The sequence below is a fragment of the Schinkia azotoformans genome, assembly GCF_035811335.1.
Classification (GTDB): domain Bacteria; phylum Bacillota; class Bacilli; order Bacillales; family Bacillaceae_J; genus Schinkia; species Schinkia azotoformans.
Genome location: NZ_JARSMD010000015.1, coordinates 93,315 through 119,110 on the forward strand (window position 1 = coordinate 93,315; position 25,796 = coordinate 119,110).

The 25,796-nt window shown below is 38.0% G+C and carries 25 protein-coding genes and 1 other annotated feature; all 25 genes read right to left on the minus strand.

Annotated features, from left to right (window positions below):
• Positions 1–7: 7 nt before the first annotated feature.
• The gene (locus P9E47_RS08015) at positions 8–1,993 is read right to left on the minus strand and encodes a heme lyase CcmF/NrfE family subunit (RefSeq protein WP_326163077.1); all 1,986 of its coding nucleotides are present in this window, start codon (positions 1,991–1,993) and stop codon (positions 8–10) included.
• A gap of 31 nt (positions 1,994–2,024) precedes the next feature.
• The gene (locus P9E47_RS08020; RefSeq protein WP_326163080.1) at positions 2,025–2,465 is read right to left on the minus strand and encodes a cytochrome c maturation protein CcmE; all 441 of its coding nucleotides are present in this window, start codon (positions 2,463–2,465) and stop codon (positions 2,025–2,027) included.
• Between the two features lie 13 nt (positions 2,466–2,478).
• Positions 2,479–3,465, minus strand: coding sequence for a hypothetical protein (locus P9E47_RS08025; protein WP_326163081.1), 987 nt, complete (start codon positions 3,463–3,465; stop codon positions 2,479–2,481).
• 309 nt (positions 3,466–3,774) lie between these two features.
• On the minus strand, positions 3,775–5,232 hold the full coding sequence (locus P9E47_RS08030) for an ammonia-forming cytochrome c nitrite reductase subunit c552 (protein ID WP_326163083.1): 1,458 nt from the start codon (positions 5,230–5,232) through the stop codon (positions 3,775–3,777).
• Between the two features lies 1 nt (position 5,233).
• Entirely contained in the window at positions 5,234–5,749 is a 516-nt protein-coding gene (locus tag P9E47_RS08035) for a cytochrome c3 family protein (RefSeq protein WP_003329814.1), read from the minus strand.
• A 308-nt stretch (positions 5,750–6,057) separates the two neighbouring features.
• On the minus strand, positions 6,058–6,762 hold the full coding sequence (gene mtnN, locus P9E47_RS08040; protein ID WP_003329813.1) for a 5'-methylthioadenosine/S-adenosylhomocysteine nucleosidase: 705 nt from the start codon (positions 6,760–6,762) through the stop codon (positions 6,058–6,060).
• A 28-nt stretch (positions 6,763–6,790) separates the two neighbouring features.
• A complete protein-coding gene (locus P9E47_RS08045) occupies positions 6,791–7,534 on the minus strand; it encodes a YrrS family protein (RefSeq protein ID WP_003329811.1) in 744 nt (247 codons plus the stop codon).
• A 76-nt stretch (positions 7,535–7,610) separates the two neighbouring features.
• Positions 7,611–9,365, minus strand: coding sequence for a peptidoglycan D,D-transpeptidase FtsI family protein (locus tag P9E47_RS08050; protein WP_326163085.1), 1,755 nt, complete (start codon positions 9,363–9,365; stop codon positions 7,611–7,613).
• Positions 9,366–9,422: 57 nt separating this feature from the next.
• The gene (greA, locus tag P9E47_RS08055; protein ID WP_003329809.1) at positions 9,423–9,911 is read right to left on the minus strand and encodes a transcription elongation factor GreA; all 489 of its coding nucleotides are present in this window, start codon (positions 9,909–9,911) and stop codon (positions 9,423–9,425) included.
• A 116-nt stretch (positions 9,912–10,027) separates the two neighbouring features.
• Positions 10,028–10,660, minus strand: a complete 633-nt coding sequence (gene udk / locus P9E47_RS08060) for a uridine kinase (RefSeq protein WP_003329808.1) — start codon at positions 10,658–10,660, stop codon at positions 10,028–10,030.
• Positions 10,660–11,940, minus strand: a complete 1,281-nt coding sequence (locus tag P9E47_RS08065; protein WP_003329807.1) for a peptidase U32 family protein — start codon at positions 11,938–11,940, stop codon at positions 10,660–10,662. The genes udk and P9E47_RS08065 overlap by 1 nt, the downstream gene beginning before the upstream one ends.
• A 41-nt stretch (positions 11,941–11,981) precedes the next feature.
• Positions 11,982–12,911: a peptidase U32 family protein gene (locus tag P9E47_RS08070; RefSeq protein WP_003329806.1), complete on the minus strand. Its 930-nt coding sequence runs from the start codon at positions 12,909–12,911 to the stop codon at positions 11,982–11,984.
• Positions 12,912–12,917: 6 nt separating this feature from the next.
• Entirely contained in the window at positions 12,918–13,559 is a 642-nt protein-coding gene (locus tag P9E47_RS08075) for an O-methyltransferase (protein ID WP_003329805.1), read from the minus strand.
• Between the two features lie 228 nt (positions 13,560–13,787).
• Positions 13,788–14,927 carry an endolytic transglycosylase MltG gene (mltG, locus tag P9E47_RS08080; protein WP_003329804.1) on the minus strand — a complete coding sequence of 380 codons (1,140 nt, stop codon included), beginning with the start codon at positions 14,925–14,927 and terminating at the stop codon, positions 13,788–13,790.
• 335 nt (positions 14,928–15,262) lie between these two features.
• Positions 15,263–15,553: a DUF1292 domain-containing protein gene (locus P9E47_RS08085; protein WP_003331743.1), complete on the minus strand. Its 291-nt coding sequence runs from the start codon at positions 15,551–15,553 to the stop codon at positions 15,263–15,265.
• A 13-nt stretch (positions 15,554–15,566) separates the two neighbouring features.
• Positions 15,567–15,983 carry a Holliday junction resolvase RuvX gene (gene ruvX / locus P9E47_RS08090; protein WP_003331744.1) on the minus strand — a complete coding sequence of 139 codons (417 nt, stop codon included), beginning with the start codon at positions 15,981–15,983 and terminating at the stop codon, positions 15,567–15,569.
• Positions 15,983–16,255: an IreB family regulatory phosphoprotein gene (locus P9E47_RS08095; RefSeq protein ID WP_003331745.1), complete on the minus strand. Its 273-nt coding sequence runs from the start codon at positions 16,253–16,255 to the stop codon at positions 15,983–15,985. Before P9E47_RS08095 ends, ruvX begins: the two co-directional genes overlap by 1 nt.
• An 89-nt stretch (positions 16,256–16,344) precedes the next feature.
• Positions 16,345–18,981 carry an alanine--tRNA ligase gene (gene alaS / locus P9E47_RS08100; RefSeq protein ID WP_326163087.1) on the minus strand — a complete coding sequence of 879 codons (2,637 nt, stop codon included), beginning with the start codon at positions 18,979–18,981 and terminating at the stop codon, positions 16,345–16,347.
• 71 nt (positions 18,982–19,052) lie between these two features.
• Positions 19,053–19,283 (minus strand) — a binding site (T-box leader).
• Positions 19,284–19,348: 65 nt separating this feature from the next.
• Positions 19,349–20,431, minus strand: coding sequence for an AI-2E family transporter (locus tag P9E47_RS08105; RefSeq protein ID WP_003331747.1), 1,083 nt, complete (start codon positions 20,429–20,431; stop codon positions 19,349–19,351).
• 193 nt (positions 20,432–20,624) lie between these two features.
• The gene (locus tag P9E47_RS08110; protein WP_003331748.1) at positions 20,625–20,762 is read right to left on the minus strand and encodes a YrzQ family protein; all 138 of its coding nucleotides are present in this window, start codon (positions 20,760–20,762) and stop codon (positions 20,625–20,627) included.
• 26 nt (positions 20,763–20,788) lie between these two features.
• Complete coding sequence (locus P9E47_RS08115; RefSeq protein WP_003331749.1) at positions 20,789–20,980, minus strand: hypothetical protein; 192 nt, start codon at positions 20,978–20,980, stop codon at positions 20,789–20,791.
• Between the two features lie 47 nt (positions 20,981–21,027).
• Positions 21,028–21,522, minus strand: coding sequence for a PRC-barrel domain-containing protein (locus P9E47_RS08120; RefSeq protein WP_003331750.1), 495 nt, complete (start codon positions 21,520–21,522; stop codon positions 21,028–21,030).
• 78 nt (positions 21,523–21,600) lie between these two features.
• Positions 21,601–23,946: an SF1B family DNA helicase RecD2 gene (gene recD2, locus P9E47_RS08125; protein ID WP_003331751.1), complete on the minus strand. Its 2,346-nt coding sequence runs from the start codon at positions 23,944–23,946 to the stop codon at positions 21,601–21,603.
• Between the two features lie 12 nt (positions 23,947–23,958).
• Positions 23,959–24,624 (minus strand): tetratricopeptide repeat protein, encoded by a 666-nt coding sequence (locus P9E47_RS08130; protein WP_003331752.1) that lies wholly within the window; start codon positions 24,622–24,624, stop codon positions 23,959–23,961.
• A 53-nt stretch (positions 24,625–24,677) separates the two neighbouring features.
• The gene (mnmA, locus tag P9E47_RS08135; protein ID WP_326163089.1) at positions 24,678–25,796 is read right to left on the minus strand and encodes a tRNA 2-thiouridine(34) synthase MnmA; all 1,119 of its coding nucleotides are present in this window, start codon (positions 25,794–25,796) and stop codon (positions 24,678–24,680) included.

Below are 25,796 nucleotides of genomic sequence, written 5' to 3' on the forward strand. Positions count from 1 at the left end.
CAACAATCTATGAGACCTTGCGCTCTGCCCCAGTGTATCTTGGTGTAATTTGATTATATTTTCCGCCCCAAATTGCAAACAGAGTACCAATAATAACAACAATTCCACCAGTCCAAATCCATTTCACTAATGGATTGATACGAACTACAAAGGTGGCACGCTTGTCAGCCTCCCAGGTGCTTAGAACTGTGTAAAGGTCTTCTTCCCAACTTGACAATAGTCCAACCCGAGTTGAAGGGGGCTGATTGTTATTTCCGAAGAAAATCTTCTCCGGGATCACTTTCCCAAGCTTTTTACCATCCTTTTCAACTGAAAGGACTGCATACACAACATCATTCATACCTTCCCGCTTTTGTCCCAATTCTTCATAAGTGACTTTAAAGTTTTCAAGCTGAATCGTTTCACCGATTGCCACTGTTTTCATTGTTTCAACATCAAAGTTTTGTGAACCGATAATCCCAATCGCCATTAAAGCGATTCCGAAATGAACGGTATATCCGCCATATCGACGTCTATTCTTCGTCATTAAGCGAACCAATGCAACCGGGTAGGCTTCCTTCGTAACAGATCTTCTTGCCCTGACACCACGATAGATTTCTAGAAGATGTGTCAGTAACATAAAGGACACGATACCAAATGAAACCAACGGATAGGCTCCACGAATACCGAAGACGAATAAGATAACGGCAGCGATTATACTTAATAAGGCAGGAACCACGAAATTCTTTTGTAAGTTTTTCACGGTTGACTTTTGCCATGCAATCAATGGACAAACAGCCATTACAAACATTAACCCTAACAATATCGGTGACATAACCGTATTAAAAAAGGGGATTCCTACGGTTACTTTCGTTCCTTTTACTGCTTCGGACACAAGTGGGAATATCGTTCCCCAAAAGACGGCAAAGGTAGCACCAACCAAGATTAAGTTATTAATTAAGAAGCTGCTTTCCTTCGATAAGAAGGATTCAAATTGTCCGCTGTCCTTTTTTAATAGCTGATAGCGGCTCATCATCACATACATAGCAAATATAACGGCAAATGCCATAAAGATTAAGAAATACGTTCCAAGATTGGAATCCCCAAATGCATGGACTGACGTTAACACTCCACTTCTTACGAGGAATGTTCCAAATAATGTTAATGAGTAGGATAAAATAATTAAGCTTAAATTCCATACCTTTAGCATTTGCTTACGTTCTTGGATCATCACTGAATGTAAAAACGCCGTTACTGTTAACCATGGCATAAAAGAAGCATTTTCAACCGGGTCCCAAGCCCAATAGCCGCCCCAGCCTAATTCCAAGTAAGCCCACCAGCCGCCAATGACGTTGCCTAGCGTTAAAAATAGCCAAGCTAAAAGCGTCCAACGTCTAGTCATCCGAATCCAAAATGAATCAACATTCTTTAACATAAGGGCCGCAATCGCAAACGCAAATGGAACAGCCATACCAACATACCCTAAATACAGGGTTACCGGATGAAGAATCATCCCTGGGTCCTGAAGCATTGGATTTAATCCGTTACCCTCTCTGGGAATGACTTCATTTAATTCAAAAGGTTTTGCTGTCGTTGCCAGTAAAAAGTAAAAGAATATTGTATTTCCTAGTAGAATGGATGAAATATAGGGAACCATCGGATTTGCTTTCATCTTCTTAGAGAAAATGACCATCGCGTTATACATCGTTAAGAAGAACGTCCATAGTAAAAGCGATCCGGCATTTCCCGCCCATAAGGCACAAAGCTTATAGATTAGGGCAAGGTCTGAGCTCGTATAGGTTGAAACATATTTAAACTGGTACTGGTCTGTTCCTAGTGCTAAGAATAATAGTGTCATTAAAATGCTAGAGATAAAGAACATCATCAATACACTATTTTTCCCGCTGTTGATCCAGGATTGATTTTGCTTACGAATACCAATAATAAAAGCGATTAAGGCGTAGATCGAAATAACAAGTCCTAAATAGATCGTTACCGTTCCTATGATGTACATTTATTACTGCTCCTTCTGTCTGACTATATTCTTACTTTGTTTCAGTCAGCTTTTGATGTGTTTCTGGGTCATAGTTACCTGCATCTTCTCCTTCATATTTTGAAGGACATTTTGTTTGTACTTTTTCAGCAGTGAATGAGCCATCTTTATTTACAAAGCCTTCGATGATGACAATAACCCCCTCTGTGAAATTGTCCGGTTTCACACCGGTATGCTGAACGTGTAATACATTTCCTTTATCGTCTTTAATATCAAAACGCAAATCAATTTTGTCTGCATCCCATGTAATCGTATCTTCGATTAAATTCCCTTGGGTCATCACATAGCGGTCTTCATATTTCAGCGGCTCCTTAATAAACTCTTCAAGGGTCAGCTCCGTCCCGCTCGAACCAGGTGTAGCGGCGATAAGCAGGATTACTATACCGATAAAAATTGCACTAAAACCCATTAACATTTTCGTATTCTTTTTCAATACTTTTCACTCCTTATTTAGTCTTAGATAGCTTTTCCATATATTCTTTTTCACCGATTTTCCCTTCAGCAAGCAGTTTCCTTAGTTCTTTTTTATCGGCAATGGAAGGATTATTTACTTTCGTATTCCTTTGCTTTCTTTTTTTCATAAACATGACTACAAATAAAATGGCGATAATGAGGATTAATGCTATTCCAACTATTAATTCTGCATTGAATACTCCTTTAGCAGTCGTTTCGCTTTTAGCTTGGATTTGTTCCTCATTGAGTGCTTCTGTTAATTCACTATGCTCTGATGTGATTTGTTCAACCTTTTCAACAGTTGTCACATCATCGACTTTCACATATGAAAAACTGTATTGCTTCTCATCCCCTGTTTTGACATTTTTATATTCATATAAATGCATCTTAACGCCCATCGTATCGGTAGCTTGTTTTTGACTGGCTGGCGTTGCCGTTAAGCTTTCTGTTCCAAGTGGTTCGAACAGCATAAGATTCATTAAGTCCGCATCCGCAATTGCCGAGTAAGAGTAGGAAAACTCTTTTTGTTCATTTGTAACCTTTATTGGTGTATAGAAGTACTCAAGCATAAATTTCAAAGTGGCTCCAGGCTGAACAGCTTCCGGGAATTGGAGAGTGATAGATTCTTCATCCTCATTTAGCTTGTACTTTATTTCTTTAACCGTTTCCTCTGTATCTGAAGTTTGAACAGCCGCTAGACTTACGACAAAATTCTTTTCTTTTGCCGGAACCCGCACTGTTACACTTTTTATTTCATCTTTAGATTGATTCATTATTTTTCCATGAAAACCGATTAATAGATTGGGATCGGTTATGTCCTCATCCGGATGCAGATTGTATTCTGGCATAAGCACGATTGTCAGTTCTTCAAATTTGAATTGATTCATTTCCGCTTTCGGTTCATCTGGGCTCATGAACCAGATGAAACTAAAAGTAAAAGCTATAACAATTAATAATCCTTTATGTAAAAAGTGCTTCATAAAAGGCACCCCTTCTTTTCGAAAATAAATGAAGTTATTATTCTAATAAATCTACAATGATTGTATTAGAAAACTTAGGTTAATAACATAAGCACAGAACTATTGTCAAAATTCATACATATAATAATTCATAAAATCGTTACATCAGTCCGTGATAAATTTCATGGACAAACATTCTTTTACGTTGTATTTTAGGTTGTTTTTTTATATACTAAAATTATCAAAAAGTTCTATTAACAAAAAATAGTTCTCAATAAGAAAGCATCGTACATCCATGAATGATGCACGATGCCTCTGAACAAATATTACTTATTTTTTAGCTGGTGTAGCAGGTGGCTGTTGAGCTGGGAAGAAAGTATTTGTTGCATGATCTTTCTTCTTAAAGTTATCAGTTTCAGCTAATACTGCTTTTGTTGCTTTTTCGATTTCAGCTTTAAGCTCGTCAACATTAACACCAAGCTTAACTAGCTCTTCAGTTGCTAGAATAATAGCTTCACTTGAATATTCAGATGACATTTTTAGTGAATCCATTGCACCTTGCGGGTTATGGAAACCAGTTGAATTTTCTGCAGCGATAATATCCCAGAACCATTGAGCTTTACGTACTAATTCTTGAGCTTCTGCAATTTTTGCTGCAGGTGCTTTTGCAGTAATCATCTTATTTACATAATAATGTGATGAAACAGAAATTTCTTCTGCTTTATCTAGTGCGTCTTTATGTGTATCTTGGATTGACTCTACATTGTTCTTTAGTTCTTCGGCTGTCTTGTCAGCATGACAAGTACGGCATGATGCTTCTATATTTTTAAGTGGTGAAGTCCAGTTATGAGAAGAAACTTTCTTCTTACCGTCTGAACGCTCATAAGGCATGTGACAATCTGCACAAGAAACACCGTTTTTACCATGTGTACCTGTTGACACAGTTTCAAACTCAGGATGCTGTGCTTTTAACATTGGTGCGCCTGAAATATTATGCTGCCAATCAGATTTAAAACCTTGGTCTTTGGCAACTGTTTCATAGTATTCATACATTTCTTCCGGCTTGAAACCATTTGCCCATGGGAATACTACTTCTTTCTTTTCTGGCTCAAAGTAATATTCTACATGACATTGTGCACATACATATGTACGCATTTGATTTTTTGTTGGATTTGAAATATCAATTCCTTGTGATTCCATTGCTTTAGCAAAACTTGGACGCGTTACTCTTAATTCCATTGTTTGAGGGTCATGACAGTCAGAACATCCAATTGGAGAGTGACCCATTTCTTTTGCTGCAGGTAACACTTCAGCACGGAAATTAGCTCCCCAATACTTGTCACCCATGTTTTCTTCTTTTAATAATTGTGGTACCGCTGTTGATTTACAAGTTAAACAAGAACCAAATGATTTGTCGTTAATACGAGCAATTTTTTCGATATCTTCATTAGCATAAACGTGACCGCGGTCTTCATTATACTCTAGTGCAAATCCGTAACCATTAAATAAAATTGGTAATAAAGGCTCTTTACTTTGATCAAATTTAGAAGTCGGTACTGAACCGCCATATTTTGTGTCTGACATATCCTTCGTTGCATTAAAACTTTCATATTGAAGTGGGAATAAATCTTTAAATGCTTCATTGCTGATTGTATCGGCCGGCAAACCTGTATCAATCGGCTCTGAAGCACTACCATTCTTGGTATCTTTTGCTCCGCATGCAGCCATAATTGCCAGTGCAAAAATTGCAACCACAGCTAAGAGTAGAGCGCGCTTCAAGCTATTCATGTTATACTCCATCCTCTCTTCCGCTTATATCGTATTCACCCGGTTTAAAAAACTCATCATTTTTATACTTGTTTTTCTTACCGTGAGGCACTTGTCTGTGACAGTCTATACAATTTTCTTTTGCATCATGTTTGACTGTCTTAATCGTATTTTCGTGACAGCTAATACAGTTTTCTTGAACGACATCTGTTGTAGCCTGTTTCGCATGAATAACATCAGGAATTTCATCGACATTAAATGTATTCATGTAAAAATCATGGGCACCAGCTTTCGCTTTAAACATATACTTGCTTACGATACTGTCTGTTGGTGCATGACATTGATTGCAGGTTAGGTCCGCATGAACAGAATCGTTAAAACTACTATATGCCGTCTCCATTGGGTGACAGGTTGCACAAAAATCAGCAGAATCGGTATAATGCAGAGCCTGTGCACTTGCTGCAGCAAAAACGATACCGATAAACAACCCGATGAATACCCATAATTTCTTATCAATTGCCTTGATTTTTTCTAGCATATGCTTTTCACTCCTTTCCTCAATTAATAATTGTGAAATAATAAACATTACTTCAAAATAACAATAGCATTACTTTTGATTAGTAAAAGAAACCAATTGTATCAATAATTTGAATAAAATAAGGCAAAGTTTTGACAATCAAAATGTATCTTAAAATATCCCATAATAATAATTTTCTACTATTATGAGAGTAATAATCTCTTATGGTATAGTAATGAATTTTATGTGAACATTAGCTTTTCTGCAAATTAAAAAGAGTGCGAAGATTGATCCCTCAAAGGGAGGTCCTCACACTCTTTTACAATTTGTTACCTTTCCTGTTCAAATTCACTAACAATATTTAAAATTAATGTTGCAGAATGCAGTGCTGCTTTTTCAAGAAATTTATCAAATGATACATCGGAGTCCTTCCCAGCAATGTCAGATAGTGCCCGGATGATCACAAATGGCACATTAAATAAATGACAGACTTGGGCTATGGCCGCGGCCTCCATTTCAACCGCATATACATCCGTAAACTTCCCGCGAACAAAATCAACTCTTACGGGATCGTCCATGAAAGAATCTCCAGTTACAATCAATCCTTTAGCTACCTTGATATCAGTAATCCCAGCTGCTGCTTTTTCCGCTTTTTCAATTAAACGTACATCTGGAGTGAAGCCAGGGGGCATTTGCGGAACTTGCCCATACTCATATCCAAAGACGGTTACATCTACATCATGATGTCTAACATCTGTTGAAATTACGATGTCACCAACATTCAATTCAGTATGATATCCTCCTGCCGAGCCTGTATTTAATACATAATCAGGTTTGAAATGATCAAGTAATAATGTTGTACCAACGGCCGCATTTACTTTTCCAATTCCTGATTTTAACAAAACGACATTGATATTATTAATTTTTCCGATTGAAAATTCACTTTTCCCAATCGTCAAGTCTTCCCTATTTTGTATCTTCTCTTTTAAAATAGCTACTTCTTCATCCATTGCTCCAATAATACCAATCTTCATCTAAGCTTTGCCTCTTTTCTACGTCTAATTATCTGTTTTTAGTTGTTTCAGTGCTCGTTGCTGATTCTGTTCCGGGTTGATGATCGTTCCCCTCTACTTCTTCCACCTTAACAGGTTTCCAGCCTGAGCCATTCACCCATTCAAGCTGAACACGATAATAGGTTCCTTTGTCTTTTGTACTTACTGTAGAAATCGCTTTATTAGAAGCACCACCGTTCCCCATCCACCATACGATCATATTATCATTTGATAGACCTGTTGCAGAGCTGACAGCTTGGGTCATTTCCTCCCAATCCTGTGATCCTTTTGTAAAATCCGTAACATGTTCGCCTTCCTGCTCTGTTCCAACTGGTTCCCAGTCCTTCTTAATAGAACCGACTACCGTTGATTCCCGATCCTCTGATTTAGTAGAGTCTGAAGCAGCATCATGTTTTTCATCTTTACTAGTTACCTGTTTATTAGGAGAAACTTTTTCTGTTATATTTTCATTATGGGCTGCCTCATTATTGTCTGCAGTTAGAGTATCATCATCTGTTTCGGCGTCATCAGCAACTTCGTCGATCGTGTCATCTACAGCTTGTTCTGTTTCATTTGGCTCTTCAAGGGCTACATTCGCCTGTTCAGAATCCCCTGAAAAAATATTAATGATACCGATGATTAGTACAATACCTAAAATAGCAGCAATACTTGTAATGATTAATTTAATCTTTCGTTTTTTTGCCCTGTTTTGAAAACGCGGGCCTTCATATAAATCCTTGAAATCGTATTTCATACTCTGTCCCCCACTTTTAAGTCAAATGTATATCACCTCGTATTCTACCATTATTTTGTATCACCTAAAAGTAATTTCACTTTTTTGTATCCCATTCATATAGTTTTTTAATGACTATTTCGACTATGTCATTTGTTTTCGCTTCTGATTCTTTTACATCCAAATCGACAACTACTAATGCATATTTGGGCTGTTCAACCGGAAAATAGGCTGCAAACCATTTGTTAACTAACCCATTCCGTCCCGTTTCAGCTGTTCCGGATTTACCAGCGACAGTGTATGGCAAGGTTTTAAAACGCTCCCCTGTGCCGGATTGTACAACACTTTTAAGCAGGTTTTGGAGCTGCTCGGATGTGTAGGAGGAAAGCCCCTCCCCCTGAAGAGTTTGTTTCGGAAATGCAAATAATGTAGTTCCATTTTTATATTGAACTTCAGATACTGCTCTTACTTGTTTTTTTTGCCCTCCTCTGGCGATGGTAGCCATCATATTGGCAACTGCCAAAGGACTTGCCCGAACCTCCTTTTGCCCGATCGCTGTTTGATTGATAGCCTTCTTTACATTTTTGTCTTTTTCATCCCCCCATACTCGGCCTACACGCTCTTCTGGAAATTGCATGAAGTGATTAAAATGGAAAACATCCCCATGCCAACCAACCCGGCTAATAAGACCAAGTTTTTCAGCATAATCCTCCATATACGTAGGGTTCTGAACAGTGATCTCTTCAGCTAACTTGGCAAATGTATAATTACAGCTTTGGGCAAAGCTTTCCTCGAAATTCAAGGATCCTAGTTCGCGATCGGTACGGGCTTCACCGTACAAATTCAAATTACAATTAAACCTTCTTCCCCGAATCTTCGCATCATTTTCTAAGACGGCAGCAGCTGTTACGATTTTAAATACAGAACCAGGTATTTGCGGCTGTATCATTTCGTTCACTCCACCCGCATCTGCAAATGGATTTTCTTCGTTCATCTGGGGTCTGCTGACAATAGCTAAAACATCACTTGTTTCAACATCTAATAATACTAACCCGCCCTTTTTCATTCCCATATTGTCAATCGCTTGTTCTGCAATAACTTGAAGTGGTTTGTTTAAAGTCGTTTTTATTGATGTTGGGTAATATGGGTTAGCCGGTGCTGTATATTTAACCTCAAGCCCGAATAAAGGGCCCCCTAACTGATCGACATGGTACAGCAGCTTCGATTCACCTTCTGGAAGGAGGAATTCATCGAAAGCCCGCTCAAGTCCAGTTATACCAATCTCTGTATCTGCTGAAACAAGGCCAATCTCTAATTTTTCTTTATACCTTTTTTCGATCAGTTCTTTATTTTGGCGGACCAAGCCGATTAAGTGCCGCGCTACGATTTGATTCGTATAAACCTGTTGGTATAATGCAAACACCCCTGGAATTTTCAAGTCATTAATCTGCTTCTGCTGTTCTTCCGTTAATTTAATTGGATGCTTTCCTCCATAGGCAAATGGAGCTTTGGCTTGATTAACCTCAGCCAATAAATACTGTTCAGGAATTCCGCTTATTTTTGCTATTTTCGCGGATGGCCAGTCCATATCTTTTAAAAACGGAAATAGGACGAGGCTTGGGTAATAGTCATTTGTAATCGCCTCGCCATTTCGATCTGTAAATCGGCCTCTTCCATCATCTAATACAATCGATTGCGTCCTTTGCTTAATACTTGCTTCAATTAAGTTAACATGGTGTTTTGAAAAAGATTCAGTTTGAATAAGCTGTATTTGCGCCAGCCTTCCAATCAAGCCCATAAAAATAATCATTATTATGGTAATGATAGATATTGCTCTTCTTTTTATTTTCATAAAAAAACACCTCATCATCATTTTTGACGAGGTGTAAATTATTAAACATTGAATAGATTATTTTACATCTTTAATTCGAACTTTTATTTCGCCGCCAGGTGTTTGAACTACGACTTCATCACCTACATGGCGTCCTAAAAGGCTCACAGCCATTGGAGAATCGTTTGAAATTTTTCCTTCAAACGGATCTGCTTCTGCACTACCAACAATGGTATATTCCTCCGCTTCATCTTCACTGCCATCAGACATAATTTCTGCAAAAATTACTTTTTTGCCTAATGTTACAGTTGTTGAATTTTCCCCATCTGACTCAATGATGACAGCATTACGAATCATTTTTTCTAATGTTGCAATTCGTGATTCTACAAATGCTTGTTCATCCTTTGCAGCATCATACTCGGAGTTCTCTGATAAATCTCCAAAGCCTCTGGCAATTTTAATGCGCTCAACAACTTCTTTTCTTTTTTCTGACTTTAAATATTCCAATTCCTTAATTAATTTCTCTTTTCCTTCTTCAGTCATATAATAGCTTTTTTCTTCTGCCATATCCCTTCGCTCCTTTAATTCCTTTATTAATCATTATGTACTTCGATAAAAGTATAGTAATTCTATAAAGCCCCCATAACTTTATACAACAGTAAAGGTATACTTTTAATATCCTATTACAAATTTTCCATTTCATCAACAATTGTTTGGATTTTTGTTACCAATAAATCGATGGCAACATCATTCTGGCCACCTTCTGGTATGATTAAATTGGCATATCTTTTGGTCGGTTCAATGAATTGCAAATGCATCGGCCTGACAACGCTTACATACTGCTCAATAACGGAATCAATCGTCCGACCACGTTCTTTTATATCGCGGAGTATTCTGCGAATGATCCGAATATCAGCATCTGTATCAACAAAAACCTTAATATCCATAAGATCACGTAATCGTTTATCTTCTAGGATGAGTATCCCTTCCAATATAATCACGTTTTTCGGTAGGACCAGAATCGTCTCACTTGACCTAGTATGAAGACTGTAATCGTAAACAGGCTTCTCAATTTGTTCATAATTGAGAAGCTGTTTAACATGTGTAATGAACAGATCATTATCAAATGCAAGTGGATGATCATAATTCGTTGTCAATCTTTCTTCAAATGGGATATACCTTTGGTCTTTATAATAATAGTCCTGTTCAAGCACTAATATGTTTTCATTTGAAAATTTTTCATAAATAGCTCTCGTTACGGATGTTTTTCCAGAACCAGAGCCGCCAGCTATACCAATGACGATTGGCTTTTTCATTAGATCTCCTTTCGCATCATGTTGTAACGGAACACCGGCTGGTCCACTTTAAAAGTCACGATTTGTAAAGGATGTCGTGCGGCATCAAGCTCATTTCCTTCCTCATCCCAAATCTTATCAATAACCATTTTAAAATTCTCAAGTTCCGGACCAAAAAATTCTACTTCATTTCCTGGTTTAAAGTGATTCCGTTGCTGTAAAGTCACCATTTGTGTGTCAGGATTATAGTCTAATACCATTCCAACAAAATCATAGGTTGTCTTTTTGCTATGATTTCCAAACAATTGCTCTTTATACCCGGGCACCCCTTCAAAAAACGCAGGTGCTGTCTCACGGTTTGCACATTTATCAAGTTCTTCCAGCCACTCTTGTTTAATCGTAAAATGATCCGGGTCAGCACAATAGGCATCAATTACTTTACGATAAACACTGACAACCGTTGCAATATAGTGAATCGACTTCATTCTTCCTTCTATTTTCAGACTATCAACACCAAGTTCAATTAACATAGGAATCGATGAGACTAAATTTAAATCCTTTGCACTCATTGCAAAAGCCGGATCTGTGTCCACAAATTGTGGCACATCCACTAAATTCCCCTCATTCGTTTCCAGTTTATACAAATCATAGTCCCAACGGCATGATTGACAGCAGCCGCCTCGATTGGAGTCTCGGGCAGTCATATGATTACTTAACGTACATCGGCCGGAATAAGCGATACACATAGCCCCGTGAATAAATGTTTCAACCTCAATATCGACTTTCTCCTTAATTTCTCTAACTTCTTCAGCACTAGTTTCACGAGCCAATACAACCCGTTCAAGACCTTCTTCTTTCCAAAACTGGGCTGCTTTCCAGTTAGATAAGGATTGCTGTGTACTTAAATGGGTCTCGAGCTTCGGTGCTACCCGCTTACTTGTTTCGATAATAAGTGGGTCAGCAACGATGATACCGGCAACACCAGCACTCTCAACCCCCTTTAAATACTCTTCCAATCCGGGAATATTTTCGTTGTGGGCAATAATATTCGTTGTAACATATATTTTTGCTCCGTATTTATTTGCAAATTGAACCCCTTCGGCCATTTCTTCATGGGAAAAATTATCAGCGTTTGAGCGTAAGCCATATTCTTGTCCGCCAATAAAAACAGCATCTGCACCATAATGAACGGCAATTTTTAACTTTTCTAGGTTGCCGGCTGGAGCAAGGAGCTCAGGCTTTTTAACGATAACACGCTTGCCGTCGATGATTTTTGATATTTTATCAGCTGTAATTGCCACTCTGAACATTCCTTTCTTTTAAAAACGTAACACGGTTCATCCTAGTAAACAGTTTCCTTATAGAAGAAGCCTGTATCTAATGGACGATTGGGCGGCTGGATTGCTTCTATATCAGCTACCAATTGATCTTTTATTTTCTCATATTGATCTCGGGTCTCGACACATAAATCAATGGCCTTGCGATATTTTTTCGTAACTTCAACAATATACTCTGATGATTTTAGTAAGCCTTCAATTTTAAAACTATCAATGCCCGCGTCTATCAATTCCTCAAGTTCATCGATTATACAGATATCATTCGGACTCATGATATGTGTTCCATTCTCGTCTTCAAAGATTGGATATTTATTATCACGTTCTTTATCGTGAAGGTACATTTGATCCTGCCCGGAGCGGTTTTCTATCTTCATACTCTTTCCTTGGAACTCATAATAGTTGCCAATTAATGACCGTTTTGATTGAAACATCGATGTCATCCCATGCACCTGGATTTCAATTTCAACTTCTGCATTTTCTTTTATTTCAACAATAGCATCCATGTTAAGTTCACGTGCTAAAACAGAGCGTTGTGCTCCTTTACGGCCCCAATAATTACATGTGTAATAGTTTGTTGCGAGCGTTTCTGTACTCCAATGCAGTTTCATTTCCGGTGCAACTTCTCGTACTATCATCAACACAGCCGGATCGCCAAATACAATTGCATCGGCCTTTGAATCACTTACAAACTTAATGTAATCCTTCAATTCTTCAATTTTCTCATTATGGAAAATAGCATTAACTGCAACATAAGCTTTTAAATTGTTTTTATGAGCCAACTCTATCGCAGCTTGCAAATCCTCTCTATTAAATTCCCCTGCTAAGCGTAAACCATAGCGCTCTTCGCCGATCATGACAGCATCCGCTCCAGCTTCAGCTAGTAGTTCAATATCCTCTACACTTGTCGGTGTTACTAAAATTTCCGGTTTTTTCATTTTTCTTCACCTCTTACGGCTAATGGCAATACCATCACCAACAGTCAATATTGTTGTATCGAATTCAGGATGATTCATTAACCATTTGTTATATCCTTTTATCTTTTCAACTAAACTTTTATGTCGTCGATCCTCAATATTATTTTTTGCAACTAAACCTCTGAATAAAATATTATCGGAAAAAACAACACCATTTTGACTAAGCATTGGGCTATATAATTCAAAGAAACGAGTATATTGCCCCTTTGCAGCATCTATAAAAATACTATCAAACGGACCATTTTGGCCAATCTGTTCACCTGTTTCAAGTGCATCCCCGAAGATCACGGTTATTCGCTCTTGTAATTGCATTTTTTCGATATTTTCGATCGCTTTATCATAACGGTTTTTATCGCGCTCAATCGTTACAATACGTACATTAGGCAATACTTTTGCCATCCGGATTGCCGAATAACCAATGGCCGTTCCAACCTCGAGAATGGACTTCGGTTGTACAAGTCTTAAAAACTGAAGCATCGCTTCAATTCCAACAAGTTCCATAATTGGAACACCATGCTCCCCGGCATATTTTTCTATTTCTACTATGGCAGGTTCTCGATTAGGAACCAGGCTCTCTATATATTCAGTTACATCACTAGGGACGAACAAGTATGAAGACCTCCTACTACAAAATCAAATGCGCCTTGGCGTATTTGCGCCCCGCGGATATTTTCGAGCTGGCATGCTCGAAAAACTACCTTTGAAAATCTGAGGCATCCGCCGGAGGCTTTAACTTTATTCTGCTGAATAAAGTTAAATGCCTCAGGATATTTTATCACAACAAGAGGGGGGAATGCTAATTGAACAGCTTACACGCCCAATTCACATTCCCCAATCTTATGATTTTTTAAATTCATCCCACTCATGCTTATACTTATTCTTAATATTATTATGTTCATTTAATGTTGTTGTGAAGATCGTTTCACCGTTAGGACGTGAATAAAAATACAAATATTTACCACCCGCAGGATTTACTGCAGCTGCCATCGATATTTCACCCGGGCTTGCAATTGGCCCTGGTGGCAAACCAGAATTTTTATACGTATTATACGGTGAGTCTACTTCTAAGTCATCGTAGGTGATTCCAACTTGGTGCTTGCCCATAGAGTACAAGACAGTTGGGTCTGTTTGTAGAGGCATATTCTTGTTAATACGATTATAGAAAACAGCAGAAATCTTTTCACGGTCCCCTTTTTCGGTTGCTTCCTCTTCAATTAAAGAAGCCATCGTCATAAACTCATGAACGGAAAGATCTTTTTCTTCTATTTGACCTAAATAAGAGGATACAATATCTTCTGTTTTTGAAAGCATATCTTCTATGATATTTTCTAATTTCGGATCGTCCTCATAATATTCAAACGTTGCCGGAAATAGATAGCCCTCTAATGGGTGACGTATCTTAGCATTTAAAATATCATCTGATAAAATCGCTGGATACTTTTTAATTAAGCTTTTAATATATTGTTTGTCATCAAGTTTTTTGATGATCTCAGCCTCTGAATAATTTGTCTTCTTCGAGATGATTGTTGCAATTTCTTCAAGCTGCTTTCCTTCTGGAATTGTAATTGTAAAAACAGGTTCTTTCATAACCTTACCTGTCTTTAAATGAGCAATAATATCACCAAATTCCATCGATGGACTTAAATTATAATCGCCTGCTTGAAATCCCGATTCATTTTTAAATTTCACATAATAGCGAAAGACTGTACTATTTTTAATAATGCCGTTTTCTTCAAGGGTATTCGCGATACCTCTTACGGACGAACCAATTGGTATTGTCACTTTTGTTTCTGACTTGTCGGTTGCATCAACCGGCTCTAACGCTGATTTTATATAAAAGTATCCAAAAATTGCTGTTCCAATTATTATTAGTGCAACAATTGTAAAAATAGTAGCTACTATTTTGCGAACTAAGCGTGCTTCCTGCTCTCGTTCTGAAAGTTTTACTTTGGAATCTTTTTCTTTTGTTCTACCCAAAAATGCCCCTCCTCCCTATCCGTATTATTATACTATATATACAACAAATTTCGAGTAATTTTTTGTGAAAACGCATATTTGTGCAGAAATTTGAAATGTCTCGACTATTAAGATGAATATCAGGGAATTATCTGCTATCAAACCGTGGTGGGACTCTGTTTGGTGAGGATTAATCTTTGTTATCTATTATCAAACGGGCTGTGAGCTCTGTTTGGTGAGGATTAATCTTTGTTATCTATTATCAAACGGGCTGCGAACTCTGTTTGGTGAGGATTAATCGTTTTGGTGATCTAAAAAAGACGAACCAGTACAGGTCCGCCTTTTAAACTATATTATTATTCTTCGTCCTCTTCTTGTTCTGAGAAGGTGTTTAACATCTCTTCAACTATATCCCACTCTTCATCAGTTTCAATAGGGAATAAAGCAAGGTCTTCTTCATCTTCACCATCTTCGAAACGGAAGGCAAATACTTCAACTTCTTCGTCTTCGTCGCTAGCGCCGACAGGTTCTACTACCATATAGGATTTACCAGATTCTTCTACATCAAACGTAAATAAAACTTCAAATAGATGCTCTTCACCGTTTTCATCTGGAATAATAATTCGTTCTTTTTCTTCTTTAGCCATTAGTTTCCACTCCTTATTGTTTACTATCAAGGTATCCTTGCAAAATCATGACAGCTGCCATTTTATCTATTACTTTTTTTCGCTTTTTACGACTGACGTCACCACTTAGTAAGATCCGTTCAGCAGCCATAGTTGATAGTCTTTCATCCCAAAGAACTACCTCAATATGAAATTTCTTTTTCAAAAGTTCAGCAAATTCCAGGCAAGCTTCCCCGCGTGGACCAACTGTTCCGTTCATATTTTTCGGAAAACCAACAACTATTTTTTCAGGATTATACTCATTAATAAATGTTTTAATCCGGTCAAGCCCATAATCATTTTGATCTGCATCTATTTTAATTGTTTCAATACCTTGTGCAGTCCATCCTAGTTCATCGCTGACAGCAACACCGATCGTTTTTGTACCTACATCTAAGCCAATCACTCTCATTAGTTTGTGCCTTCCCGATGAGTCTCTAAATAGGATTTCACTAATTCTTCAATTAATTCGTCTCTTTCAAGTTTGCGAATAATATTACGTGCATCCTTGTGGCGTGGGATATAGGCAGGGTCGCCTGAAAGTAAATAGCCTACTATTTGGTTAATCGGATTATAACCTTTTTCCTGTAAGGCTTCATATACTGTAAAAAGTACATCCTTCACATTTGTATCAATTGGCTCTTCTTGAAAATTAAATCTCATCGTATTATCCAGTGAGCTCATCATGACACCTCCGTTCTAGAAGTGAGTGAGAGATTAGACTCTCGCTCTTTTTCATGTTCATATATCCATTGTACACTATATTGAAGCATTTACGAAATAGATTTCATCCACTCTTCTGCATAATTTAAGGCATCTACTAGTTGTTCTGGATTTTTTCCACCGGCTTGGGCCATATCCGGACGGCCACCACCACCACCACCACAACGTGTCGCAACCTCTTTAATTAATTTTCCGGCATGATAGCCCTTTTCTATTAAATCCTTTGTTACTCCGGCTGTAAGATTCACTTTATCATCACTTACTGCTCCAAGGATAATCACCGCTGAACCTAATTTTCCTTTTAAGTCGTCTACCATTGTACGAAGGCTATTCATGTCTTTAACATTTACCTTCTTCGCAAGCAGTTTTACTCCGTTGATTTCTTTTACTTCATTCACAAGGTTAGATGATTCAATATTGCTTAATTTCGCAGACAATGATTCATTTTCACGCTCGAGCTGACGAAGTTCACCATGCAATGCCTCGACTCTAGCAGGCACATCTTTTAAATTCGTTTTTAATTTATTAGCAGCTTCTTTTAAGATATTGATTTGGTCATTCATTAATAGATATGCACCTTGTCCTGTAACGGCTTCGATACGACGAGTTCCTGCACCGATACCGGATTCAGAAACGATTTTAAATAAACCGATTTGCGCTGAATTCGATACGTGACAACCTCCGCAAAGCTCTAAACTATAATCGCCCACTTTAACAACACGAACAATATCCCCGTATTTTTCGCCAAATAGAGCCATTGCACCCATTTCTTTTGCTTCTTTTAAGGCTTTTTGAGAGATTTCCACATCAAGGCTATTCCAAATTTTATCGTTTACAATCGCTTCTACTTTATCCAGTTCCTCAGGCTTTACTTGTCCGAAATGAGAGAAGTCAAAACGCAAGCGATCCGGTGAGACTAATGAACCAGCCTGTGCAACATGGTTGCCAAGAACATCCTTTAACGCTTGGTGCAGCAAGTGTGTTGCCGTATGGTTTTTAATGATCGCATTACGCTTTACTTCATCAATTTTTGCTGTTACTTTCACGCCTTTAGTTAAAATGCCTTTTTCAACAACAACGGAATGAAGATGCTGACCGTTTGGTGCTTTTTGAACGTCTTTTACACGTAGTGTAAGCCCGTCGTTAACTAAGTATCCTTGGTCTGCAATCTGACCACCTGATTCAGCATAGAATGGAGTCACATTTAAAATTATTTGGGCCTCATCACCAGTTTGTACATGCTCTACATAATCATTGTTTTGTAAAACAACTTCAATCAGAGACTCTGCATCAGCTTGGTCATAACCGATAAATTTACTTTCAATCTTAATATCTCCAAGTACACCACCTTGTACTTGCATGGAGCCTTCATCATGGCGTGCACTACGAGCTCTCTCGCGTTGTTTCTCCATTTGTACATTAAAGCCATCTTTGTCGATCGTCATGCCCTCTTCCTCGGCATACTCCTCTGTCAACTCATACGGGAAGCCATATGTATCATATAAACGGAAGGCATCTTCGCCAGGAATAACAGTACTTCCTTGGCTTTTGGCTTTTTTAATAACCTCGGAAAGAATAGCTAGACCCTCATGTAATGTTTCATGGAATCGCTCTTCTTCGTTTTTAATAACCTTTTGAATAAATTCAGTTTTTTCCTTTACCTCCGGATAAAAATCAACCATAATTTCTCCAACTACTGGTACAAGTTCAAACATAAATGGACGATTAATATTTATTTTCTTTGCATAACGAACAGCACGGCGCAGTAATCGACGTAATACGTAGCCACGGCCTTCGTTTGAAGGAAGGGCACCATCACCAACCGCAAAAGTTACTGTACGAATATGATCTGCAATAACTTTAAATGCCTCATCTTTTTCAGTGCTTTCATTATATTTTTGACCTGAAATTTCTTCGGTTGCCTGAATAATTGGCATAAAAAGGTCTGTATCAAAGTTGGTTGGAACCTCTTGCATGACAGAAGCTACACGCTCTAAGCCCATTCCCGTATCAATATTTTTCTTTGGAAGCGGCGTATAAGTATGGTCTGGGTTATGGTTAAATTCAGAGAAAACTAAGTTCCAGATTTCGAGGTATCTTTCATTTTCTCCACCTGGATATAACTCAGGGTCATTAGGGTCATTTCCAAATGCTTCGCCACGGTCATAGAAAATCTCCGTATTTGGACCACTTGGACCTTCCCCGATATCCCAGAAGTTTCCTTCAATGCGAATGATTCTTTCAGCAGGGATTCCAATATCGTTTAACCAATAATCATACGCTTCATTATCCTCGGGATGGATGGTTACTGATAGTTTTTCAGGCTCAAGTCCAAGCCACTTCTCACTCGTTAAAAATTCCCATGCAAATTCAATCGCTTCTTTTTTAAAATAATCGCCGATTGAGAAATTTCCAAGCATTTCAAAGAATGTATGATGTCGTGCAGTTTTCCCTACATTTTCAATGTCATTGGTACGAATGGACTTTTGGGCATTACAAATACGCGGATTCTCAGGAATAACACGTCCATCAAAGTATTTTTTTAATGTGGCAACCCCACTGTTAATCCATAATAATGATGGATCTTCATGCGGAATGAGGGAACGGCTTGGTTCCACAGCATGTCCTTTTTCCTTAAAAAAATCTAAGTACATTTGCCGAATTTGGGCAGCTGTTAATTTTTTCATTATTAAATCCTCCTAATTATGTAAAATTAATTTTTTATAAAGTTAAAAAAGCTCCCATCCCTACAGTAAACTGCAGGGACGAGAGCTATTATCCTCGCGGTACCACCCTGATTACGAAAATCCCTTCCATTCGGAGAATTTTCATCACCTTTCACTACCTTAACGCGGTAAACGGCTTAGCTTTAAATCCAAGCACTCAGGAGTAGCGTTCGATTACCCTTCATTTAGAGTTCCTTTCAGCCTAGGGAAACTCTTCTCTTTTAAATGGGCTATAATCTACTTCGTTCCGTCATCATTCGGTTATAATCAAAATAAAGTTAAACATTACTAACCCATTTTAGACAAATACTGCAATATTTGTCAAACGTTAATCGATAGTTTCTTGTGTTTGTTTTTCGAAGTTAAGTTTTAAATGAGTGACCATCACCCGCAAAATAGCGAGAACTGGGACAGCCAATATCAAACCGATAACTCCGCCTATCTCTTCGCCTGCGAGTAAAGCTAAAATGATCACAACGGGGTGCATACGAAGACTTTTTCCAACTATTAATGGAGATAGAATATTTCCTTCTAGGAATTGCAGAATACCAATAATAATAGCTACAATAATGACCATTTTTATAGATATTGTCGAGGCTACAATGATCGTTGGTACAGCCCCAATAATCGGTCCGAAATAAGGAATAATATTCGTCACCCCAATAATGCTTCCCAATAATAGCGGGTAACTCATATCTGCAATCCAAAGTGCCGCTGAGGCTACAACACCAATAATGATACAAACAAACAGCTGTCCCCTTATGTAATTACCAAGCGATTCATCAATGTCTTTTAACAACTCCATTCCTGCTCTTCTCCATTTCCTTGGTGTCATATACCATGCTGCTTTTTTAAATAAGCTTATATCTTTTAACAGATAAAATACAATTAACGGTATAAGGGCAATAAGTACAAGAGAATTGAGCAATCCTTTCAAAAATGTCATAATAGATGAAATGAATTGATTCACTGCAGTTTCAACACCGCTAATTCCTTGTTCAATACGTGTATGAATTTCTTCCGGAAAATTTTTCGTTTGAAAATCGATTTCTTCAATCCATGTACGGTATGTATTCATTAAATATGGAAGATTTTCACTTAAATCCTTTAATTGTTTAATTATTTGTGGGAACAGCTTATAAAGGCCAAAACCGATTCCTCCGAAAAATAACAAATAAATGCCTAAAATTGCAACTGTTCTAGGAATTCCCCGGTTATAAAGTCCTTCCACTATTGGAAGCAATAAATAGGTGATAAAACCCGAAATAAGAACTGGCATAAAAACGGTTAAAATGATCCGGTAAATGGGTTCCCAAATTGGAGTCAGCTTAAGAAATACGAAAATGCACAAAAAAACGATTAATAATGTAGCGGCCCGTATTAACCATTTATAACTCCGGGAAAATCCCATAAACACCCAACTCCATTTCTAATCAAATGCGCCTTGGCGTATTTGTGCCCAGATTTCTTCGAGCTTGCTCGAAAATCTACCTTTAAAAATCGCAAGGCTTGCCGGAGGCTTTAACTATATTCAGTAGTGCTTCTACTAAATATAGTTAAAAAGGCTGAGGATTTAGCCTCAGCCCTTACAAATCATTTATTTTTTAATAAATAGCCTTGGAGATGCGTTTTCGCATTCTCTTCATTGTCCGGGCATTTATTATATTATTGTTCCCTTTACTCATACTATAAGCAGCTGCACCAATTCCTAAAGCTAGTAGCGATGTCATTGTTTTATTCATAAGAACCGTCACCCCTAGAAGAAAGTTTACATTTCTAATCGCAAATCCTCTTCCGAAAAAAGATCATCTAATGAACTGAGTGTACCGTCTTCTTCCACTTGATGGGTAAAGAAACGATCTTTGTTTACTGATAATTCAATAAAGCAGTTCCAGCAATAATATTGGTTCACACCGATCTTTCCAATATCTTTACTGGCACAATTAGGGCACTTCATCATAGGGTACTGTCACTCCTCTTTCCTTACAACATGTATGATTTTATTTCTTATCTATTTTCGTTTTCTTTTAGATCAACGATTACGACATTTTCACCGATAGTTAAAGGGTTTCTTGATTTAAAAATCTTTCGACCTTCCGTCATATCGGCAAAAAATCCATCTGTAACTTCATACCCTACAATGGTTCCCAATTCTTCTTTAAAATATACATCTTCTACCAATCCAAGCTTTTCACCTTCGCTTGTCACTAAAGGTTTACCAATGATTCGGTCTTGGCCGTTTTCAAGAAAATGCATTCCCATCAACTTTTGAGTCATACGCTCTTCTTCCGGTTCATTAGCTAACATGATCCCATCCGCTCCAAAAGAGAAAATCTGGGAAAGAGGTATGAGTTTGTTTTTTTTCAATAGCCCCTTTGTATCCATCATTAACCCGTTTACAGTGCCCATTTTATCGAAACAAAGATCCAATACTTTTCCAAGTTCCTTCCCAGAACTTATATCATAAACTGGTAAGTCTTTAATCGACGAGAACGTTCGCATAAGGACCCCACCCCTCGAACATTCATACACTTGAGTCGACCGCACCACCTTAGTCAACTCATACTTATATTACGGAATTTACATAAAATCATACGGAGATAATGTTTCCATGTTTTCATTTCCGTGTTCTTGGACATCAGTTCCCTCAAACCGCTCTATAATTTTCTCCGCCAATGTCGTTTGTCTTAAACCTTCATCTTGGCGCAACACGCCATTTCTTAATGCATCCTCTTCCCCGCACAGAATCAAATAATCTTTACTACGAGTAACAGCTGTATAAATTAAATTTCTCCTTAGCATCCGATAATACCCTTTCACTATCGGCAAAATGACAATTGGAAATTCACTACCTTGTGATTTATGGATAGAGCAGCAATAGGCATGGGTAATATTATTCAGATCCTGTCTTGTATACAACACTTCGGTTCCTTCATAGCTGATAATGATTTGATCTTGCTTCTCTATATTTTCTTTGGCATAAATGATGCTCACAATTTCACCAATGTCCCCGTTAAATACATTATCATCGGGTTGATTCATAAGCTGCAATACTTTATCGCCGACACGGTAAACTATTTCACCGAACAAAAGCTCTCGTCGCCCATCAGCTTTTGGATTAAACAAATTTTGGAGCATTTTATTTAAAGCATCAATACCAGCTGAGCCTCTATACATTGGAGCAAGCACTTGAACATCCTTAGCCGTATATCCTTTTTTTAGTGCATTTGCACTAACCTGGCGAACGACATCCAACACTTGGTCTTGTTTACATTTAAAAAAGGCTCTGTCCACTTTAGGTTTGGCTATATCCTCAGGAATTACACCAACCTTCATACTGTGCGCTAAATCAATAATGGATGAGCCTTCAGATTGACGATAAATATCTGTTAAACGCACAACGTCAATCTTTTCAGTTCTAAGCAAATCCTTTAGCACCTGACCAGGGCCTACAGAAGGTAATTGATCCTCATCTCCAACAATGATTACCTGAATTTTCTGAGGCAACGCTTTAAATAGCTGATTAGCAAGCCACACATCAACCATCGAAAATTCATCGATAATGACAAGCTTTCCGTCAATTGGATTATCTTCATCATGACTGAAGCCTTCAGAGCCATTCCAACCAAGAAGACGATGAATGGTTACAGCCGGAAGACCCGTGGATTCCGTCATTCGTTTTGCCGCTCTGCCTGTCGGGGCGCAAAGGATAATAGGAAAGCCGTCATCCTTATCATAATCTTTAGGATTTAAGGAACAGCCGTGCAGCTCCGAATAGATTTCGACAATCCCTTTAATTACAGTCGTTTTTCCAGTGCCTGGACCTCCGGTTAAAATCATTAATGGAGAAGAAATAGCGGTCTGAATTGCTTTTTTCTGTGAAGGCGCATATTGGACCTTTAATCTTTCCTCCAAACCTCCGAGTGCCTTTAAAAATTCAGATTCAGGAAATTGTTCAGTAAACTCACTCTGTTCCGTAATTTTCTTTAAGCTTGTAACTAAGCCCTTTTCGGAAAAATAAAGCGATGGCAGATAAACTCTGTCCTCTTCAATGATAATTTTTCCTTCTTCACCAAGACCAATTATTTCCCGAGAAATGTCGATTTCCGAAACCTTGTTCCCTTTTGCTTTTTCGTTAATCAATTTATAAACTTGTAACAAAAAAGGCTCCAACTTTAAGTAAACATGACCCTCTTGTATAGATTGCTGGTTTAAAATATAGATACAGCCTGCTCGGATTCGGTCTGGATGATTACCAGATATACCAAGTGCCTGTCCTAATTCATCGGCTCTGGCAAAACCAATTCCTTCAACATCCTCAATCATTTTATAAGGATTATTTTGAATAATTTCGAGTGTATCTTCCTTATAGGTTTGATAAATTTTCATCGAAAGCTGTGGACCAAAGCCGTAATTTGATAGGGAAATCATGATTTGTTCTAGCCCTTGGTGATGCTTTAAAGTATCATAAAGCAATTTTGCTTTTTCCTCAGGCAATTTCGGTATCGTTGTCAAAACAGAAGGGTTTTCCAAAATTTTGGAAATAGCCCTTTCTCCTAATGTATCAACAATTTTTTTAGCTGTTTTTTTACCGATACCTACAAATAAATCACTGGAAAGGTATTGGATGATTCCATCCTTTGATTGAGGCAATTCCTTCCGAAATTGGTTGACTTGATATTGCAGCCCGTGTCTAGGGTGGTTGTGAAGGTTACCAAAAAATGTATAGACCTCATCTTCATGTATATATGGGAAATAACCAGCAACAACAACTTCTTTATCCTCATATTGCTCGTTCGTCTCGGTAATTCGAATTCTCGCAACTGAATATAATGTTTGTTCATTGTGAAAAATCATAACAATGACCTTTCCTTTTATATATTTCTTTTGTTCTTCCATTAAATCCATTGATTGCTGTTTTTCCATTGTTATTCCCCTTTAATGCTTACGAAAGAATTCCTCAACATTTTTCTTTCCGTTTGCAGCCAAGAAATGGTCCGGTTGAATGTTTAAAGCATTTTCAAACATCTCAAGTGCTTTTTCAGATTGATCTTTGAAAGCATAAGCAACGCCCAAGTTGTAATAGGCATCAGGATGCTCATCATTTAATTCGATTGTTTTTTCAAAATGAGGTATTGCTTCATCAACCATTTCCAGCAATGCCAAACATAAACCATATTGAAAATGGGCTTCTTCATCTAAATCATTCAATTCAATCGCTCTTTGGAAATATGGTAAGGCTAACTTTTCCTGACCCAGCTGGGCTAAACACATCGCGAGCATAAAATAAACATCTGCTTCCTGAAGCCCAAGCTTTACCGCTTGTTCAAAGTTATCCTTAGCTTTCACATAATCTTCCTGATTGTAGTATGTATTTCCTGCTCCAAAATACGCAGTTGCTAAAGAATCATCGATTTCAATGGCCTTATTAAAAAAGGCGATGGCGCGGACATTTTCCCCTACTGCTGCAAGTAAATTACCAAAATTTATATAGGCGATAGGATCATTGGGGTCTTGCTCAAGAATTTCATTAAAAATTCGGGCTGCTTCTTCATATTTTCCTTGCTGCATATATTGGATTCCTATGCTATTTTTATCTATCATTTTGTCTCCCCCTTCTAAAATTAAGAAGCAAGAGAACCATCTCTTGCTTCTTCCTACACGTATGTCAAACGTTCATTATTTTTATATACCGCATCAATGGTTGCCCCACCTAAGCATTCGTCACCATTATAAAAAACGACAGATTGCCCTGGTGTAATCGCCCTAACCGGTTCACCAAATATTACTCTAACTTTATCTTCTTCGATTATTTCCACTGTTACCGGGATATCCGGTTGACGGTAGCGGAATTTGGCTGTACAAACAAATGGTTCAGTTGGCTTTCGATCGCTCACCCAGCTTCCATTAACTGCGATGAGGGAATCGGAATATAGAGCATCGTTATGAAAGCCTTGTCCAACGTAAAGAACGTTTTCCTTTAAGTTTTTACCGATCGCAAACCATGGTTCCCCAGAGCCGCCAATTCCTAGACCATGCCTTTGGCCGATTGTATGATACATAAGGCCTTGATGAGTACCTTTAACTTCACCATCTAATGTCGTCATTTTCCCAGGCTGTGCCGGTAAGTAATTACTTAAAAATCCTTTGAAATTACGTTCACCAATAAAACAAATTCCAGTGCTATCCTTTTTAGTAGCTGTCGCTAAACCTGCTTCTGCTGCAATTTTGCGGACTTCCGATTTTGGCAGGTGCCCTAACGGAAACATAACTTTAGAAAGCTGTGCCTGACCTAATTGATTAAGAAAGTAGGTCTGATCTTTATTATCATCCACACCACGGAGCATTTTATATTCGCCATCACGGTATTCAACTTGTGCATAGTGACCTGTTGCTAAATAATCCGCACCTAATGTAAGGGCATGCTCTAGAAAAGCTTTAAATTTAATTTCTTTATTACACATTACGTCCGGATTTGGGGTACGCCCAGCTTTATATTCGTCTAAAAAATACGTAAACACCTTATCCCAATATTGTTTTTCAAAATTTACAGCATAATAGGGGATGTCAATTTGATTACAGACGCGAATAACATCATTAAAGTCTTCAGTAGCCGTACAAACACCATTTTCATCAGTGTCATCCCAGTTTTTCATAAAAATGCCGATTACATCATAACCTTGTTGCTTCAATAGCAATGCTGCAACAGATGAATCAACACCACCAGACATGCCGACGACAACTCTTGTCTCAGCCGGAGTTTTAGGATTGTTCAA

Excerpts from the sequence above, each read along its gene's own strand:
- greA (WP_003329809.1), bottom strand. The coding sequence starts at position 9,911 with ATGGCAGAAGAAAAAAGCTATTATATGACTGAAGAAGGAAAAGAGAAA.
- P9E47_RS08045 (WP_003329811.1), bottom strand. The coding sequence starts at position 7,534 with ATGAAATACGATTTCAAGGATTTATATGAAGGCCCGCGTTTTCAAAAC.
- P9E47_RS08050 (WP_326163085.1), bottom strand. The coding sequence starts at position 9,365 with ATGAAAATAAAAAGAAGAGCAATATCTATCATTACCATAATAATGATT.
- P9E47_RS08130 (WP_003331752.1), bottom strand. The coding sequence starts at position 24,624 with ATGATAGATAAAAATAGCATAGGAATCCAATATATGCAGCAAGGAAAA.
- P9E47_RS08025 (WP_326163081.1), bottom strand. The coding sequence starts at position 3,465 with ATGAAGCACTTTTTACATAAAGGATTATTAATTGTTATAGCTTTTACT.
- P9E47_RS08110 (WP_003331748.1), bottom strand. The coding sequence starts at position 20,762 with ATGAATAAAACAATGACATCGCTACTAGCTTTAGGAATTGGTGCAGCT.
- udk (WP_003329808.1), bottom strand. The coding sequence starts at position 10,660 with ATGAAAAAGCCAATCGTCATTGGTATAGCTGGCGGCTCTGGTTCTGGA.
- P9E47_RS08095 (WP_003331745.1), bottom strand. The coding sequence starts at position 16,255 with ATGAGCTCACTGGATAATACGATGAGATTTAATTTTCAAGAAGAGCCA.
- P9E47_RS08030 (WP_326163083.1), bottom strand. The coding sequence starts at position 5,232 with ATGAATAGCTTGAAGCGCGCTCTACTCTTAGCTGTGGTTGCAATTTTT.
- mtnN (WP_003329813.1), bottom strand. The coding sequence starts at position 6,762 with ATGAAGATTGGTATTATTGGAGCAATGGATGAAGAAGTAGCTATTTTA.
- P9E47_RS08105 (WP_003331747.1), bottom strand. The coding sequence starts at position 20,431 with ATGGGATTTTCCCGGAGTTATAAATGGTTAATACGGGCCGCTACATTA.
- recD2 (WP_003331751.1), bottom strand. The coding sequence starts at position 23,946 with ATGGAAAAACAGCAATCAATGGATTTAATGGAAGAACAAAAGAAATAT.
- P9E47_RS08115 (WP_003331749.1), bottom strand. The coding sequence starts at position 20,980 with ATGATGAAGTGCCCTAATTGTGCCAGTAAAGATATTGGAAAGATCGGT.
- P9E47_RS08120 (WP_003331750.1), bottom strand. The coding sequence starts at position 21,522 with ATGCGAACGTTCTCGTCGATTAAAGACTTACCAGTTTATGATATAAGT.
- P9E47_RS08035 (WP_003329814.1), bottom strand. The coding sequence starts at position 5,749 with ATGCTAGAAAAAATCAAGGCAATTGATAAGAAATTATGGGTATTCATC.
- alaS (WP_326163087.1), bottom strand. The coding sequence starts at position 18,981 with ATGAAAAAATTAACAGCTGCCCAAATTCGGCAAATGTACTTAGATTTT.
- P9E47_RS08015 (WP_326163077.1), bottom strand. The coding sequence starts at position 1,993 with ATGTACATCATAGGAACGGTAACGATCTATTTAGGACTTGTTATTTCG.
- ruvX (WP_003331744.1), bottom strand. The coding sequence starts at position 15,983 with ATGAGAGTGATTGGCTTAGATGTAGGTACAAAAACGATCGGTGTTGCT.
- P9E47_RS08070 (WP_003329806.1), bottom strand. The coding sequence starts at position 12,911 with ATGAAAAAACCGGAAATTTTAGTAACACCGACAAGTGTAGAGGATATT.
- P9E47_RS08085 (WP_003331743.1), bottom strand. The coding sequence starts at position 15,553 with ATGGCTAAAGAAGAAAAAGAACGAATTATTATTCCAGATGAAAACGGT.